Here is a 15,460-nt window from a genome sequence, read left to right as displayed (position 1 = left end):
GTGCTGCTGTACTCCCTCCCCCGACCAGCACCGGTCCGCGGTTCCACTTGTCACTGTCCACAAGCTACCCAGGGGTAGATTTGTGAAATTTGTTCCCGATAGTGGGAGGTCGGCGCTCCGAGCCGCTTTATCGGTCGTTGAACGGGCAAGATGTACCGCAGCGACCAGGAGGAGATTCAGTGGCCAGCCCTACCCCACTCCGCCGGCAGCCGGTTCAGCAGCGCAGCGCCAAGCGTGTGGAGAAAATGCTTGAGTCGTGCGCCCAGCTGATCGACGAGCTCGGCTACGACGGGGTCACCACGACCCTGATCGCCGAGCGGGCGGGCGTCGCGGTCGGCTCGCTCTACCAGTTCTTCCCGGACAAGCGGGCCGTCGTGCAGGCGTTGACCCAGCGCAACCTCGACCATTTCATGGCCGAGATCGGCCGCAGGCTCGACGAGTCCCCGCTGGAACGCTGGGGGCACGCCGCGGACCTCATCTTCGACATCTACGTGCAGATGTACCGCGAGGTGCCCGGTTTCAGCCGCATCCGCTTCGGCGACGTGGTCGACCTGCGGCTCATCGACGACCAGCGCGACAACAACACGGTGATCGCGGACAGCATCGCGACGTTCCTCGCCGAGCGGTTCAACGTCTCGTTCGACGAGCTGCGGCTGCCGGTGGCGGTCGCCAACGAGATCGCCGACTCGATCCTCAACCTGGCGTTCCGGCGCAAGCTGTTCCCCGAGGACGTCGTCATCGCCGAGGCCAAGCAGGTCGTGCGCGACTACATCTCCAGCAAGAACTTCGGCACCTAGGTCGTGTCCTGTGAGTCCGGTGCGCGAGATCCGTGATCCGCGTGGTTCCTGGCCGTGCCACGGCGCGGCTGCTCGTACTGGGTGTACTTGGGTCGTGTCGTGGTGCGGCCAGGGGCCGCGCGGGCGCGGATATCGTGTGCCGGACTTGCAGGACACGACCTAACCGAAAGACTTGTCCTCGCCGCGGTAGGTCGGCACGGTCATCGTCAGCTTGTCGCCGTCGAGCACGTGGTACTCGCTGAACCGTTCGGCCAGCTCACCGGCCTTCGCGTGGCGCATCCACACCCGGTCGCCCACCTGCAGCAAGTCCGCCGCCGGTCCGCTGACCGGGGTCTGCACCTCGCCCGCGCCTTCCATCGACAGCAGCTTCAGGCCTTCGGGCAGGTACGGCCGCGGCAGCCGGGCACTGTTGGCCGGACCGGACGCGAGGTAGCCGCCGCCGAGCAGGGTCGCCAGGCCCGGTCCGGGCTTGCGCACCACCGGGACCGCGAACAGCACGGCGGGCTGCGGGGTGAAGCGGCTGTAGTTGTCGAACAGGGTGGGCCCGATCAGACCCGATCCCGCGGCGATCTCGGTGACCGACGAGTCGCCCCGGGTGACCTCGATGCTGCCCGTGCCGCCGCCGTTGACGAACTCCAGCTCCTGCACGGCGGTGACCGCGCGGACCGCTGTGCCGCGCCTGCGGACGAGTTCTTGCGCCGAACGGCCCTGCATCCAGCGACGAATGACACCGAGAAGCGGGTTTCCAGCGGGGGTGTCGCCCAGTCCGGCGATCTGACCCTCGTAACCCATCACCCCGACCAGGCGGAAACCCGGCCGTTTGCTCACGTCCACAGCGAGATCCGCGGCCTGTTTCGGGGTGAACACCGGAGAGCGGTAGGGCCCGACATGGACGACTCGGCTGCCCAGCGGGCGCCAGGAGACGTCGAGTTCGAGGCAGACGCGGATCTCCGCGTGGTCCGCGTCGAGGGTGGCGTCGATGAAGTCCAGCTGGCCGACCGAGTCGACGATGATCGAGATCCGCTCGCGCGCCTGTTCATCCGCGGCGAGTTCGCGCAGCGCGGCGCGGTCGGCGGTCGGGTAGGCGACCAGGATGTCCGTGTCGGCCAGGTCGGTGCCCGCCCATTCGCGGTTCAGCCAGAGCGCTTCGCGCAGCGCGTAGCTCATGACCCCTTCGAAGCCCGGCGTCCGCAGGACCCGTTCCACCAGGAACCGGCATCGCACCGACTTGCTGGCGACCCGGATGGGCCTGCCGTCCGCGCGCCGCGCGAGGTCGGCGGCGTTGCGGTCGAACGCGTCGAGATCCACCACCGCGACCGGTGGGTCGAGGTGTTCGGTGGCAGCATCGAGCCGCGTTCGTTGACTCTTCAAGGGCACAACGACAACGGTACGGGCAAAGTCTTGAAAGGTGAAGCAGATTCACTTAACGTTTTCCTCGCTGACTCGACGGCCAGGAGGTCGCCAATGACCCGTTCGACCGCACCGCAGGCCGCGTGGCGCAACTGGGCGGGAACCGCATCCGCCGTGGCGGGCGAAGTGCGCGCCCCGCGCGACGTGGCCGAGATCACCGCCGCCGTCAAGGCCGCGGGCGAGTCCGGCATGAGCGTCCGCGCCCGCGGCAGCGGCCACTCCTTCACCTCGGTCGGCGCCGCCCACGGCATGGCCATCGACCTGTCGCGCTGGACCGGCGTCGAGTCGGCGGATCTGAACACCGGTGAGGTGATCGTCCGGTCGGGCACCACGCTGAAGACGCTCAACGCCGAACTCGACCACCTGGGTCTGGCGATGACCAATCTCGGCGACATCGACGCGCAGACGGTTTCGGGTGCCATCTCCACCGGCACGCACGGCACCGGCGCGCGGCTCGGCGGTCTCGCCACCCAGGTGGCGGCGCTCGAGTTGGTGCTCGCCGACGGTTCGGTCGTGTCGTGTTCGGAGTCGGAGCGGCCGGAACTCTTCGCGGCGGCGCGGGTCGGCCTGGGCGCGCTCGGTGTGATCACCACGGTGACGCTGCGGACCGAGCCCGCGTTCGTGTTGGCCGCGCAGGAGCGGCCGGAGCCGCTGGACGCGGTGCTGGCGTCGCTGGATGAGCAGTGCGCGGCCAATGACCACTTCGAGTTCTACTGGTTTCCCTACGGTCAGCAGGCTTTGACCAAGCGGAACAACCGGCTGCCCGCGGGTGCGGTGCCGGAGCCGATGGGCCGGGTGCGCCAGTACGTCGAGTACGAGGTCGTCGAGAACGCGTTGTTCGGCGCGATGTGCCGGTTGGGGCGGCGGGTGCCGAGTTTGGTGCGGCCGCTCAACAAGCTGTCGGCGTCGGCGATGTCGTCGAGGGAGTACAGCGACCGGTCGCACAAGGTTTTCGTGACGAGCCGCAAGGTTCGGTTCGTGGAGTCGGAGTACGCCATCCCACGAGAGGCGTTGAGCGGGGTCCTCGCGGAGTTGCGCAAGCGGGTGCCCTTGTTGAAGGACCCGGTGATGTTTCCGGTCGAGGTGCGGGTGGCGGCGGCGGATGACATCTGGTTGTCGACCGCGTACGGCCGCGATTCCGCGTATCTGGCGATCCACCAGTACCTCGGGATGCCGTATCGCGAGTATTTCGACTTGTTCGAGTCGATCGTCAACGAGGTGGGCGGTCGCCCGCATTGGGGCAAGATGCATTCGCTCGACGCCGATTCGCTGCGCACCCGGTATCCGCGCTTCGATGACTTCCTTGGCGTGCGGTCCGCGGTGGATCCTGAGCGTCGTTTCCAGAACCCTTATACGGAAAGGGTTCTGGGCCGCTGACCGACTAGACGGCGACGCTTTCCATGATCGAGTCGTAGGCCAGCTCGCTGATCCACCGGTAGAGGCCGTCGGTCTCGGGGAAGGCGCGGTCGCAGCGGCCGGGCAGGTCGAGGTCGACTTCACCGTTGGGTTCGGCGCTGACGATGCCGACGCCGTACGCGCGTGCGCGGGGCAGGCACTTGGCGAGGTAGTCGTGGGTGAGCACGGCTGAGGTGGGGAGCACGACCGCCGCGTCGCCGTAGCGCAGGAACGGCACCGCGTTGGCGAGGCCGGTGCGCCAGTGCCGGGCGACGGCGATCACGCCGACGATGCGGGCCGCGGGTTCGGGGACGCGGCCCGCCAGCTCGGGGAACGCCCACGTGGCCACGCTGGCCCGGTCGGTGACCGGTTCCTGGCCGAGGCAGATCCGTTCGGCGTGCACGTCGGCCCGCAGTTCGGCCACGAGGCACACGCGGCGCCCGAGGAGAGTCATCTCGGGGAGCACGGTGCCTGCCCAGCCGAGCGCCGGTAGTGCTGCCGCGGCGAGGTCGTCGACGGGAGCGGGCAGCTCGACCGGCGGGGCCAGCTGTGCGGGCATCGCCTTGAGGTTCTCGGTAACCGCGATGCGCCCTGGAATGCCGGTCACGAAACTTCCGCCCTTCTCCTCCACCGTCGCCGCTCGCCGCACAGTGGTCAGCGAATCAACGCGGTGTCGATTGGTACATGTCTGGAGTACCAGGCCAGGACGGGCGATTAAGAGAGTGTGAATGCCCTTGTGCGACCGGCGGCGCTAGGCGGGCGTTAACCGGTCGACCAACGGTAATCGGACTTCGCCCCGACTGTGCGGCCGACCGGGTGACGCCCGAGGTGGACGGCTCAACGGCTCAACCAGGAGTGCTCAACCAAACGCCCACAGTGAACAAAGCCGCAGCTAGAGGGCCACCATTTGGTTTTAAGCACCCACCCACCAAACGGCCGCCGAGCCGTACCCCAAACGCCGCATTTTTGTTCGCGCCCCACGCGGTGCGGGTTGGGTCCCCAGAGACGCAAAAAACGGCGAGCGCTCTGTGCGAGCACCCGCCGTTATTTGCGTGGGCGAGGGGGGAGTTGAACCCCCACGTCCTTTCGGACACACGGACCTGAACCGTGCGCGTCTGCCATTCCGCCACTCGCCCGAGTGACCGTTCCAGGGACTTGGTCTCTGGGAACGTGCGGAAGCCTAGCACGCACTCGGAACCTGGTTGGCACATACCCGTGTCCTGGCGGGCGCACCCGGATACGATCGCAGCAGGAGCACGCACGGGAAGGAGGGTCATGGGCATCGGACAGCGTCTCAACCGCAAGCTCGAGGATGTCGTTGGCAACACCTTCGCGCGTGTCTTCGGTGGCAACGTGGTGCCCCAAGAAGTGGCACAGGCGCTGCAGCGTGAAGGCGAGGACAACGTCCGCGAGTTGGCGGGTGGCAGACTTCTGGCTCCAAACCACTACGTGGTGCAGCTGGGGCCGGCCGACCACCAGAATTTCGCGGGCGATGAAGACCGCATGAAGTCGCTGTTGGCGGACTGTGTGGCGGAACATCTCGCCGAGCACGGCTGGGACACCTATGGTGACGTCGTAGTCTCCCTGGAGCGCTCCGAAGCACTGCACACCGGACAGTTCCGAACCCGCTCAGCCGTCGACCCTGATGTGAAGCCTCATGTCAGCGGTGCAGGCCATCAGGCAGGCAGACAGCAGGCACAACCCCGCAACGCAGGAGACCCATCCATGAGCCAGCCTCCCGGCTACGGCCAGCCGCCCGAGGGCGACCCGTACGGACAGCAGCAGTACGGGTACGGCCAGGGCCAATACGGCAATGATCCCAACTACGCCCAGGGTTATGGCCAGCAGCCGCAGGGCGGCGGCTACGACCAGGGCTATGGCCAGCAGCAGGGCGGCGGCTACGACCAGGGTTACGGCCAGCAGCAAGGTGCGGGCTACGACCAGGGTTACGGGCAGCAGGCAGGCTACGGCCAGCAGGCAGGTTACGACCAGGGCTATGGCCAGCAGCAGGGCGGCGGCTACGACCAGGGTTACGGGCAGCAGGCGGGCTACGGGCAGCAGGCTGGCTACGACCAGGGTTACGGCCAGGCGCCGCAGCAGGGCTATGGGCAGGACCCGTACGCCCAGCAGGGATACGCCCCGCCCGCCGTGCAGACCGGTCCGCGCACCCTGTCCGCGAGCCTTCAGCTCGATGACGGCTCCAACCGCAATTACGCCCTCAAGCAGGGCGGCAATGTGGTGGGTCGCGGTCAGGACGCGGATTTCCGGCTGCCCGACACTGGTGTGTCCCGCCGTCATCTGGAGATCACCTGGGACGGGCAGAGCGCCACGCTCGCCGACTTGGGTTCGACGAATGGCACCACGGTCAACGGCACGCCCGTGCAGACCTGGCAGTTGGCGGATGGCGACGTGGTCCGAATCGGGCATTCGTCGCTGGTGTTCCGCACGCAGGGCTGAGCGGTCGACTCGCCGGTCGAGTAAGAGTCGGGTCGGGGCAAGCAACGTTCGAGGTCGACCGGACGTCCTGAGGGCTGTCCAGGGTTTAATCCCCCGGGCAGTCCTCATTGCGATCCACACACGGCCCCATCCGGGGGCGCGGGGTTCGCGGGCGGGTCGGACGCGGCAGAAGCGGGAGCGGTCACAACAAGTGCCAGAGTTGGTTATGCAGCTGACCAGGGCAGGGTTTCTCGCCCTGCTCTGGCTGTTCGTGCTGGCCGCGCTTCGGGTGGTCCGCTCCGATCTTTACGCGGCCTCCGGGCTGCGGGTCGCGGTGCCCGGTTTCCGCCGGTCCGCGGCGGGCAAGGTGCGCGGTAAGGCGCCTCGGCAGCTCGTGGTGACTCACGGCGCGCTGTCCGGTACCCGGATCTCGCTGGACGGCAGGCCGATCATGATCGGCCGGGCCGATGACTCGACGTTGGTTCTCGACGATGACTACGCCTCGACCCGGCATGCCAGGCTGTCGATGCGCGGAACGGACTGGTACGTGGAAGACCTGGGCTCGACGAATGGGACGTACCTCGACCGGGCTAAGGTCACCGCACCCCTCCGGGTGCCACTTGGTGTCCCGATCCGTATCGGCAAAACGGTGATCGAGCTGCGCTCATGACCCTTGTTCTTCGTTACGCGGCCCGAAGCGACCGGGGCCTGGTGCGTTCCAACAACCAGGACTCCGTGTACGCGGGTCCCCGCTTGTTGTCGTTGGCCGACGGCATGGGTGGCCATGTGGCGGGCGAGGTGGCCAGCAAGGTCGTCATCGCCGCGCTCGCGCCGCTCGATGACGACGAGCCGGGCGACGACCTTCTCGGCCAGCTGCGTGAGGCGACGCTGGCGGGCAATGGCGCCATCGCCGAGCTTGTCGCGGGCGACCCGGACCTCGACGGCATGGGCACGACCCTGTCCGCGATCCTCTTCGCGGGCAACCGCATCGGCCTGGTCCACGTCGGCGATTCGCGGGTCTACCTGCGACGTAACGGCCAGTTCACCCAGATCACGCACGACGACACGTTCGTCCAGTCGCTGATCGATGAGGGTCGGATCACCGAGGACGAGGCCGCCACCCACCCGCAGCGTTCGCTGCTGCTCAAGGCGCTGACCGGCCATGAGGTCGAGCCGAGCCTGACGGTGCGCGAGGCACGCGCGGGCGACCGCTACCTGCTGTGTTCCGACGGTCTGTCGGGCCCGGTGAGCCACGAGACCATGAGCGAGGCCATCGAGATCCCGGATCCGCAGCTGTGCGCGGACCGGATGATCGAACTGGCGCTCAAGGGCGGTGGCCCGGACAACGTCACCGTGATCGTCGCCGACGTGATCGACGTCGACTACGGCGACAACAACCCCATCGTCGGTGGCGCGGCGGGCAACGGCATGGACGAGATGCCGCCCGGCGACTCCCCCGCGTCCCGTGCGGCCACGATCACCGCGCCGAGGCTGCCGCGGGTCGAGGCTCCGCCGCCGCCGCCGGACCCGAGGATCAAGCGCCGCAAGCGCGTGCGGCTGGTCCTGGCGAGCCTGCTGGTGCTGCTGCTGCTCGTCGCGGGCGCCATCGCGGCCCGGCTGTGGGTCAACAACCAGTACTTCGTCGGTGAGGGCGACAACGGCGAGATCGCGATCTTCCAGGGTGTGCGCGGCAGTGTCCTGGGGTTGTCGCTCAACAGCCAGCGTGAGGGCTCGTGCGACCCGGCGACGGCGGGGACGTGCGACAAGTTCTACGTCGACGACCTTGAGCAGTTCGGCAAGGACGAGGTCCGGTCGGGCAGCATCACGTTCGACAACATCGTCGGGGCGCGCGAGTTCGTCCGCGAGCTGCGCAGCAAGTTCGGCCTGCCCGACTGCGCGGATCTGGCGAAGAACACGACCCCGCCTGCGACCACACCCACGACCACGCAGCCCGTTCAGCCGCCGGAGACCACCTCCGAGCCGAACGTGGCCACTTCGAACATCGCCCCGCCGACCACGACCACCGCTGGTCCCACTGCGGGCCAGGTCACCCCGGAACCGGGTGTGAACTGCCGCAAGCCGCGCGACGAGGACAAGGGCGGCGGCTGATGGGATCACCGGTCCAGGGCGCGGTTGGTCCGGCGGCCGGGCTGAGCGGCGTCGGGCCCGACGGTGCGGCGCCGACGCGCCGAGGGACCGAGCTGCTGCTGCTCGGGTTCGCCGCGTTCGTTGTCTCCGCGGCACTCATGCTCGTCGAGGCGAACCAGAACGAGCAGCTCACGCTGCGCATCGTCTGGTACGGGCTCGCGTTCCTGGCCCTGTTCGGCGCGGCGCACTGGGCGGTGCGCAAGTACGCCCCCTACGCCGACCCCCTGATCCTCCCGTGTGTGGCGCTGCTCAACGGCCTGGGCCTGGTGATGATCTACCGGATCGACCTGGCGATGACCGAGAAGGCGCTGCGGGCGGGCCAGGAGATCAACAACGACGTCCCGAAGCAGATCCTGTGGACCGCGCTCGCGTTGGTGCTGTTCCTCGCGGTGCTCATCGTGATCCGGGACCACCGGACGCTCACGAAGTACAACTACACGTTCGGCCTGGCCGGGCTGTTCCTGCTGGCGCTGCCCGCCGCACTGCCGAACGCGATCGCCCCGACGATCAACGGCGCGAAGATCTGGCTGCGGTTCGGGCCGTTCTCCATCCAACCGGGTGAATTCGCCAAGATCCTCTTATTGGTCTTCTTCGCCGCGTTCCTGGTCTCCAAGCGCGACCTGTTCATGGTCGCCGGGCGCCGGGTCCTCGGCGTCGACCTGCCGCGGGCGCGCGACCTCGGGCCGATCCTGTTCGCCTGGGGCGTCTCGCTCGCGGTCTTGGTGTTCCAGAAGGACCTCGGCACGTCGCTGCTGTTCTTCGGCACGATCCTGGTGATGCTCTACGTCGCCACCGAGCGCGGCATCTGGGTCGTGGTCGGGCTGACGCTGTTCGTCGGTGGCTGCATCGTCGCCTACCAGCTGTTCACCCACGTCCAGCAGCGCGTCGCCAACTGGTTCGACCCGCTGGGCACCTACGACGACGCGGGCGGCGGCTACCAGATCGCGCAGGCGCTGTTCGGCCTCGGCACCGGCGGAGTCGGCGGCACGGGACTCGGCGCGGGCCGCCCGGAGCTGGTCCCGCTGGCCAACACCGACTTCATCGCCGCCGCGATCGGCGAGGAACTCGGCTTCATCGGCCTGGCCGCGCTGCTGATGGTCTACACGCTGCTGGCGATGCGCGGCATGCGCAGCGCGCTGGCCGTGCGCGACACCTTCGGCAAGCTGCTCGGCGGCGGCCTGTCGTTCCTGCTGGTCATGCAGGTGTTCGTGGTCGTCGGCGGGGTCACCAAGCTGATCCCGATGACCGGCATCACCGCGCCCTTCCTGTCCTACGGTGGGTCGTCGCTGCTGGCCAACTACGTCCTGGTCGCGTTGCTGCTGCGGATCTCCGACGCCGCGCGCCGACCGCAGACCGGTGTGCGCCCGCGTCCGGTGGCGCAGGTGCCGATCGCCGAGGACCGCACCGTGATGGTGGAACGACCCCCGACGGAGCGGCCCTCATGAACACACCGCTGCGCCGAGTCGGCCTGGCCATGCTCTGCATGATCGTGCTGCTGCTGGCGAACGCCACGTACATCCAGATCATCAAGGCCGACGACTACCGCAAGGACTCGCGCAACCAGCGGGTCCTGCTGGAGGAGTACTCGCGCGAACGCGGCAAGATCCTCGCCCGCTCGTCCGACAACAAGATCCAGGTCCTGGCGACGGTGCAGCCGACGAACAACCGGCTGCGGTACCTGCGGCAGTACAACAACGGCCCGCTGTACGCGCCGGTCACCGGGTTCTACTCGGTGCGCTACGGCGCGGGCGGCCTGGAGCGGGCCGAGGACGAGATCCTCAACGGTTCCGACGACCGCCTGTTCGTGCGCAGGCTCTCGGACCTGATCACCGGCCGCGACCCGCGCGGCGGCAACATCGAGCTGACGATCGACCCGGCCACCCAGCTCGCCGCCTACCAGGCGATGGAGAAGCAGGGCTTCGCCGGCTCGGTCGTCGCGCTGAACCCGAAGACCGGCGAGATCCTCGCGATGGTCAGCACCCCGTCCTACGACCCGAACCCGCTCTCGGCGCACAACGGCGCCGCGCAGGAGAAGGCGTGGCGGGAGTACAACGCGGACAAGCGCAAGCCCATGCTCAACCGGGCCATCGCCGACACCTACGCGCCGGGCTCGACGTTCAAGCTGGTCGTCGCCGCGGCCGCGCTTGAGGACGGCAAGACCAAGGACGACCAGGTCACCGCGACCGACCGGATCGGCGTCGGCGGCTCCGAGCTGCGCAACTACAACCGCGGCTTCTGCAACGGCAGCCAGACGACGGTCACCATGGAGACCGCGCTGTCGCTGTCGTGCAACACCGCGTTCGCCCAGCTCGCGCATGACCTCGACGACAAGCTCGTCGAGCAGTCCGCGAAGTTCGGCATCGGCGAGAACGACCTGCGGGTGCCGATGAAGGTGACGCAGTCGTGCGTCGGTCCCGGCACCGAGCAGTGCATGAAGATCACCGATCCGAACGCGCTCTACCAGAGCGGCATCGGCCAGCGCGACGTCCGGCTCACCCCGCTGCAGAACGCCCAGATCGTGGCCACCATCGCCAACGGCGGCGAGCGGATGAAGCCGCAGCTGGTCAAGTCGGTGCTGGCCCCCGACCTGTCGGAGATCGCCAAGTTCGACGAGGACAGCCTCGGCCGGGCGATGTCGCGCTCCAGCGCCGACCAGCTGCGCGACATGATGATCGCCTCCGAGGCGAAGACCGGTGGCGACGGCAAGACCAACGGTCTGACCATCGCGTCGAAGACCGGCACCGCCGAGACCGGCAACGACCCGAAGAACACCCCGCCGTTCGCCTGGTACGTGGCGTTCGCGCCCGCCGAAGACCCGAAGATCGCCGTCGCGGTGCTCGTCGAGAGCCGCGATGTCGCGGCGACCGGCGGCAAGCTCTCGGCCGCCGTCGGCCGGGCGACGATCAACGCCTTCCTCGCCGGGAGGAGCTGACGTGCTGACCTCCGGCCTACTCCTCGCCGACCGCTACCGGCTCAGCAGCCGCATCGCGGTCGGCGGCATGGGCGAGGTCTGGGAGGCCGCCGACACCCGGCTCGACCGCAAGGTCGCGGTCAAGGTGCTCAAGCCGGAGCTCTCCGGCGACGCCGAGTTCCTGCACCGCTTCCGCACCGAGGCCCGGACCACCGCGTCGATCAACCACCCGGGCATCGCCGCGGTGCACGACTACGGCGAGACGGCCGCGATCGTCGACGGCCCGCAGGACACCGCGTACCTGGTGATGGAACTCGTCGAGGGCGACCCGCTGGCCGCGATCCTCGCCAAGGAGGGCCGGATCGGCGCCGAGCGGACGCTCGACATCCTCGAACAGGCGGGTCACGCGCTGCAGGCGGCCCACGAGCGCGGGTACGTCCACCGCGACGTGAAGCCCGGCAACATCCTGATCACCCCGACCGGCACGGTGAAGCTCACCGACTTCGGCATCGCCAAGGCGGCCGACGCGGCTCCGGTCACCCGGTCCGGCATGGTCATGGGAACCGCCCACTACATCGCCCCGGAACAGGCCCTGGGACATGAGGCCGAGCCCGCCAGCGACGTGTACTCGCTGGCCGTGGTCGGCTACGAGTGCCTCACCGGGCACCGGCCGTTCCTGTCGGAGAACGCGGTGACGGTCGCGATGATGCACATCCGCGACCTGCCGCGGCCGCTGCCGCACGATGTCCCGCCGGGCGCCCGCGCGGTCATCGAGGCGACCCTGGTGAAAGACCCGAGGCAGCGCTACAGCAATGGCGGCGAGTTCGCCAACGCCGTCGCCGCCGTTCGCGCGGGCCACCCGCTGCCCGCGCCGTCCGGTCTGGCGATGGCCGCGCACCGGATGGGCCCGCAGAGCGGTCCGGGCACCCACCCCGGGATGGCGCCCGTCCGACCGCCGGGTCCGCCGTCGGGTGCGTTCCCGATGCGCATCCCGCCGCGTCAGCCGATGCGGGAGAGTCGGACCGGCCTGTGGATCACGATCGTCGTGCTCGCCGTCGCGCTCATCGCCGCGCTCGCGTTCCTGCTGCCCGCGATCTTCGCGTCGGACGGCTCGAACGAGCGGCCGAACGAGACCGGCGGCAGCAAATCCAGGACTACCGAGGCCACGGACGAACAGCCCGCGGGCAAGCCAGGTAGCAGTCCTACGTCGATCTCACCGAAACCGTCCGACGCGGGCACCGATAGTGAGATCGTGACGGTCATTCCGACTCGGTACATCCGCAGACCTGCCTCGGACGTCGCCGCCGAACTCGAGCGCGACGGCCTTCGCACGACCGTGGTCACCGAGTCGGATGTCCCGCCGGAAGACCCAGCGGCCTGTGCGGTGACGGAGATCACGCCAATCGGGAAACTGCAACGCGGCGACCACATCACAATCGTGTGCCGGCCGCAGCAGACTCCACCGGGATGAGCAGGATGAGCGAGCCACACCGTGAACCGCAGGCTCGGAGGCGGACAGCAGGCATGATGGGACAGGAATTGACTAGGAGCGGGACGACGCACCGATGACCACACCGCGACTGCTCTCCAACCGCTACGAGATCGGCGAGACTCTCGGGTACGGCGGCATGTCCGAGGTCCACCGCGGCCGGGACGTCCGACTGGGACGCGAGGTCGCCGTGAAGGTGCTGCGCGCGGACCTGGCCAGGGACCCGCAGTTCCAGGAGCGGTTCCGCCGCGAGGCGCAGAACGCCGCCGCGCTGAACCACCCCGCGATCGTCGCCGTGTATGACACCGGCGAGACCAGGATCGAAACCGGTCCGCTCCCGTACATCGTCATGGAGTACGTCGACGGACGCACCCTGCGCGACATCGTCAAGACCGAGGGCCCGCTGTCGGGCCAGCGGGCGATGGAGATCATGGCCGACGTCTGCGCGGCGCTGGACTTCAGCCACCGCCATGGCATCGTGCACCGCGACGTCAAGCCCGCGAACGCGATGATCACCAAGTCGGGCGCGGTCAAGGTGATGGACTTCGGCATCGCCCGCGCGGTCGCCGACGGCCAGGTCGCGGTCACCCAGACCGCCGCGGTGATCGGCACCGCGCAGTACTTGTCCCCCGAACAGGCGCGCGGCGAGTCCGTCGATGCCCGCAGCGATGTCTACGCCGCGGGCTGTGTGCTGTTCGAGCTGCTCACCGGTGAGCCGCCCTTCACCGGCGACTCGCCGGTCGCCGTGGCCTACCAGCACGTCCGCGAGGACCCGCGGCCGCCGTCGACGGTCAACCCGCGGGTCAGCCCGCAGCTCGACGCGATCGTCCTCAAGGCGATGTCGAAGGGCCCGGCCAACCGCTACCAGTCGGCGGCCGAGATGCGCACCGACATAGTCCGGGTGCTGTCCGGCCAGCGGCCCGCGGCGCCGATGGTGATGACCGACGACGACCGCACCGCCGTGCTCGGCGCGACTCGTCAGTCCGAGACCCGCGGCCGTCACCGCCCGGAGGCCCTCTCCGACGACTACGACGACTACGACCGGTTCGCCGACGACGAGGAAGAACGCAGACGCAAGCAGCGCAAGACCTGGATGATCATCCTGGTCGGCCTGCTCGTCGCGGGGCTCGCCGGCCTGATCTTCTGGCTGATGTCGGAGAAGAACGCACCGCCCGCCGGGGCCGAGACGTTCCCGATGCCCGACGTCACCGACCAGATCGAGCCCCAGGCGATCCAGACCCTGACCGAGAAGGGTCTGAAGATCAACCGCACGGTCGTCCCCTGCCAGCCCGCGGCGGACGGCTCGCCCACCTGCGGGCCGGACCGCATCGGCAAGGTGATCGGGACCGACCCCGCGGCCGGAGCCACGGTCCGCAAGGGCGACACCGTGATGGTCCGCATCGGCGGCAGCCCCGGCAAGGTCACCGTGCCCGACCTGACCGGCAAGACGAAGGACGAGGCCACCGCTGAGCTGCAGAAACTGCAACTGCAGGTGTCCGGAGTCGAGGAGACTCCGGTCGAGGACCCGGCCGAGGTCGGCAAGGTCGTCAGCCAGACGCCGAACGGTGGGCTGAGCGTCAACGTCGGCACCCAGGTCAAACTGACCGTCGGCAAGGCGCCGGAGGCGGTCGAGGTGCCGAACCTGATCGGCCAGGACTACGACAACGCCGCGGCGAACCTGACAAAGCTGGGCTTCAAGCCGCAGCGCAAGGACGTCTCGTCCGACCAGCCCGCGGGCACGGTCGTCAACCAGTCGCCGAAGAGCGGCAAGTTGAAGCCCGGGTCGACGGTGACCCTCGAGGTGTCCAACGGCGACCAGGTCTCCATCGAGATGCCCGACCTCGAGGGAAAGACACCCACGGAGGCCGACCAGATCCTCAAGGCCTTGGGCTGGACCGGCACGCTCAACGTCAACGAGACGCTGACCAACGACGAGGACAAGGTCGGCAAGATCATCGACCAGCGGCCGAACACCGGTCAGAAGCTCGACAAGAACGCGACCGTGAACCTGCTCGTCGGGCGCAAGCCCGGGGTCGGGATCCCGTCGTCCTGATGGCCTGACGAGAACGGCCCCTCCACACGGAGGGGCCGTTTTCTTATGCCAGCGCTTGGGTGAGCGCGCGCATGTCGCGCTCCAACTCGGCGACCCTGGCCTCCGGCACCACGAACCCGGCGGTGGCGAGCCAGTTGGCGAGCATCCGGTGCCCGCCGTCGGTCAGCACCGACTCCGGGTGGAACTGCACACCCTCGATCGGCAGGTCCCGGTGCCGCATCGCCATGACGATGCCGGTCTCGGTGCGCCCGGTCACCTCGAACTCATCGGAGATCGTCTCGGGCACCACGGTCAGCGAGTGGTAGCGGGTCGCGGTGAACGGATGCGGCAACCCGGCCAGAACCCCCGTGCCGGTGTGGACGACCTGACTGGTCTTCCCGTGCAGCAACTCCGGCGCCCGATCAACGGTCGACCCGTAGGCGACGGCGATGGCCTGGTGCCCCAGGCAAACCCCAAGCAACGGCTTCCGCGCTTCGGCACATCGCCGGACCACGTCGACACTTAGCCCAGCCCGCTCCGGGGTGCTCGGCCCAGGACTGATGAGGACGGCGTCGAATCCGGTGAGCGCGTCCGGATCGGCCAGCTCGTCGGCGTCGTTGCGCCAGACCTCGCACTCCGCGCCCAACTGGGCCAGGTACTGCACAAGGTTGTAAACGAAGCTGTCGTAGTTGTCGACGACCAGTACACGCATACCCACAACTTACCGCCCACCACGACCGGATCCGGGCGGAGACCCCCACCCCCGGGGGGCACTGCCCTTGGCCAATCTATCGGCGAGAGGGGACAATCCGGCCGATGTCGATCTTGGCTGTGGATAACTC

The 15,460-nt window shown here is 68.6% G+C and carries 12 protein-coding genes and 1 tRNA gene; 9 read left to right on the top strand and 4 right to left on the bottom strand.

The features are described 5' to 3' along the window. The first annotated feature begins 179 nt into the window (after window positions 1-179). Window positions 180-797, top strand: coding sequence for a TetR family transcriptional regulator (locus ACRDSQ_RS00355; protein WP_431417729.1), 618 nt, complete (start codon window positions 180-182; stop codon window positions 795-797). A gap of 159 nt (window positions 798-956) precedes the next feature. Here the strand turns inward: ACRDSQ_RS00355 and ACRDSQ_RS00350 are convergent, their stop codons facing one another. Beyond that, window positions 957-2,168 carry an amino acid deaminase/aldolase gene (locus tag ACRDSQ_RS00350; protein ID WP_431417728.1) on the bottom strand — a complete coding sequence of 404 codons (1,212 nt, stop codon included), beginning with the start codon at window positions 2,166-2,168 and terminating at the stop codon, window positions 957-959. A gap of 93 nt (window positions 2,169-2,261) precedes the next feature. Between ACRDSQ_RS00350 and ACRDSQ_RS00345 the strand changes: the two genes are divergently transcribed. Then, window positions 2,262-3,584, top strand: coding sequence for a D-arabinono-1,4-lactone oxidase (locus ACRDSQ_RS00345; RefSeq protein ID WP_431417727.1), 1,323 nt, complete (start codon window positions 2,262-2,264; stop codon window positions 3,582-3,584). 4 nt (window positions 3,585-3,588) lie between these two features. Here ACRDSQ_RS00345 and ACRDSQ_RS00340 read toward each other — a convergent pair whose 3' ends face one another. Then, a complete protein-coding gene (locus ACRDSQ_RS00340; RefSeq protein ID WP_431417735.1) occupies window positions 3,589-4,161 on the bottom strand; it encodes a hypothetical protein in 573 nt (190 codons plus the stop codon). A gap of 494 nt (window positions 4,162-4,655) precedes the next feature. Then, window positions 4,656-4,738 (bottom strand) — tRNA-Leu (locus ACRDSQ_RS00335). A 139-nt stretch (window positions 4,739-4,877) separates the two neighbouring features. On the opposite strand from ACRDSQ_RS00335, the gene ACRDSQ_RS00330 reads away from it, so the two are divergent. The 7 genes from ACRDSQ_RS00330 to pknB all read left to right on the top strand — a co-directional run bounded on the left by ACRDSQ_RS00330 (window position 4,878) and on the right by pknB (window position 14,639). Continuing rightward, entirely contained in the window at window positions 4,878-6,059 is a 1,182-nt protein-coding gene (locus ACRDSQ_RS00330) for a DUF3662 and FHA domain-containing protein (protein WP_431417725.1), read from the top strand. 190 nt (window positions 6,060-6,249) lie between these two features. Further along, window positions 6,250-6,708, top strand: a complete 459-nt coding sequence (locus ACRDSQ_RS00325; protein WP_091383688.1) for an FHA domain-containing protein FhaB/FipA — start codon at window positions 6,250-6,252, stop codon at window positions 6,706-6,708. Further along, window positions 6,705-8,147, top strand: a complete 1,443-nt coding sequence (locus tag ACRDSQ_RS00320) for a PP2C family protein-serine/threonine phosphatase (protein WP_431417722.1) — start codon at window positions 6,705-6,707, stop codon at window positions 8,145-8,147. Before ACRDSQ_RS00325 ends, ACRDSQ_RS00320 begins: the two co-directional genes overlap by 4 nt. Beyond that, window positions 8,147-9,631 carry an FtsW/RodA/SpoVE family cell cycle protein gene (locus ACRDSQ_RS00315; protein WP_431417720.1) on the top strand — a complete coding sequence of 495 codons (1,485 nt, stop codon included), beginning with the start codon at window positions 8,147-8,149 and terminating at the stop codon, window positions 9,629-9,631. Before ACRDSQ_RS00320 ends, ACRDSQ_RS00315 begins: the two co-directional genes overlap by 1 nt. Continuing rightward, window positions 9,628-11,118, top strand: a complete 1,491-nt coding sequence (locus ACRDSQ_RS00310; RefSeq protein WP_431417719.1) for a peptidoglycan D,D-transpeptidase FtsI family protein — start codon at window positions 9,628-9,630, stop codon at window positions 11,116-11,118. The genes ACRDSQ_RS00315 and ACRDSQ_RS00310 overlap by 4 nt, the downstream gene beginning before the upstream one ends. 1 nt (window position 11,119) lies before the next feature. Continuing rightward, window positions 11,120-12,568 (top strand): serine/threonine-protein kinase, encoded by a 1,449-nt coding sequence (locus ACRDSQ_RS00305; protein WP_431417718.1) that lies wholly within the window; start codon window positions 11,120-11,122, stop codon window positions 12,566-12,568. A gap of 94 nt (window positions 12,569-12,662) precedes the next feature. Continuing rightward, complete coding sequence (gene pknB / locus ACRDSQ_RS00300; RefSeq protein ID WP_431417716.1) at window positions 12,663-14,639, top strand: Stk1 family PASTA domain-containing Ser/Thr kinase; 1,977 nt, start codon at window positions 12,663-12,665, stop codon at window positions 14,637-14,639. A gap of 43 nt (window positions 14,640-14,682) precedes the next feature. On the opposite strand, the gene ACRDSQ_RS00295 is transcribed toward pknB, so the two are convergent. After that, window positions 14,683-15,330, bottom strand: a complete 648-nt coding sequence (locus ACRDSQ_RS00295) for an aminodeoxychorismate/anthranilate synthase component II (RefSeq protein ID WP_431417714.1) — start codon at window positions 15,328-15,330, stop codon at window positions 14,683-14,685. Between the last annotated feature and the right edge of the window lie 130 nt (window positions 15,331-15,460).

This window comes from Actinokineospora sp. (assembly GCF_050699995.1).
In the GTDB taxonomy this organism is placed as follows: domain Bacteria; phylum Actinomycetota; class Actinomycetes; order Mycobacteriales; family Pseudonocardiaceae; genus Actinokineospora.
Note: the sequence above shows the minus strand (reverse complement) of the source record. Positions and strands in the feature narration are given on the sequence as shown.

Excerpts from the sequence above, each read along its gene's own strand:
- ACRDSQ_RS00315 (WP_431417720.1), top strand. The coding sequence starts at position 8,147 with ATGGGATCACCGGTCCAGGGCGCGGTTGGTCCGGCGGCCGGGCTGAGC.
- ACRDSQ_RS00330 (WP_431417725.1), top strand. The coding sequence starts at position 4,878 with ATGGGCATCGGACAGCGTCTCAACCGCAAGCTCGAGGATGTCGTTGGC.
- ACRDSQ_RS00310 (WP_431417719.1), top strand. The coding sequence starts at position 9,628 with ATGAACACACCGCTGCGCCGAGTCGGCCTGGCCATGCTCTGCATGATC.
- pknB (WP_431417716.1), top strand. The coding sequence starts at position 12,663 with ATGACCACACCGCGACTGCTCTCCAACCGCTACGAGATCGGCGAGACT.
- ACRDSQ_RS00295 (WP_431417714.1), bottom strand. The coding sequence starts at position 15,330 with ATGCGTGTACTGGTCGTCGACAACTACGACAGCTTCGTTTACAACCTT.
- ACRDSQ_RS00320 (WP_431417722.1), top strand. The coding sequence starts at position 6,705 with ATGACCCTTGTTCTTCGTTACGCGGCCCGAAGCGACCGGGGCCTGGTG.
- ACRDSQ_RS00345 (WP_431417727.1), top strand. The coding sequence starts at position 2,262 with ATGACCCGTTCGACCGCACCGCAGGCCGCGTGGCGCAACTGGGCGGGA.
- ACRDSQ_RS00340 (WP_431417735.1), bottom strand. The coding sequence starts at position 4,161 with ATGCCCGCACAGCTGGCCCCGCCGGTCGAGCTGCCCGCTCCCGTCGAC.